The sequence below is a fragment of the Pseudomonas sp. SB113 genome (assembly GCF_040754745.1).
GTDB lineage: Bacteria > Pseudomonadota > Gammaproteobacteria > Pseudomonadales > Pseudomonadaceae > Aquipseudomonas > Aquipseudomonas grimontii.
Genome location: NZ_JBFMHW010000200.1, coordinates 1 through 434 on the forward strand (window position 1 = coordinate 1; position 434 = coordinate 434).

A 434-nucleotide genomic window follows, 5' to 3' on the forward strand; every position below is an offset into this window, starting at 1 on the left:
TCATAATGCTCGACTGCCTGTGCCGAGGAGATCAACCCGGCGTCGAGAGCTGGCGTGTCCTTAAACTCGTCCATGATCTCCTCACCTTCGGAGATAATTCCCTCGATCGCGTCACATGTCTTACCCCGCGCTGGCTTGCCCATGATCTCGAACACCTGCTGCAGTCGTTCGACGTGACCCTCGGTCTCATTTTTATGCTTCTCGAAAGCCGCCTTGAGGTCATCGGACTGTGCAGCCCGCGCCATTTTCGGCAATGCCTTCAAGATTTTCTTTTCAGCGTAGTAGATGTCTTTCAACGTATCATGAAAGAGATCGTCGAGTGTCTTTTCCTTAGCCAATTCTTCCTCCATCGGTGAAAACGCCCCGTGCTGAGCGTGCTCTTAGAAAGCGCGAACAAGACCTTCGTTCCGTTCTGCAGCCCAGTATATTTTACC

General features: G+C 52.1%; 1 protein-coding gene. It reads right to left on the reverse strand.

The features are described from left to right. Positions 1 to 338: ferritin-like domain-containing protein (locus tag AB1462_RS32155; protein ID WP_367249157.1), on the reverse strand; the 338-nt coding region annotated here is incomplete at its 3' end. Between the last annotated feature and the right edge of the window lie 96 nt (positions 339 to 434).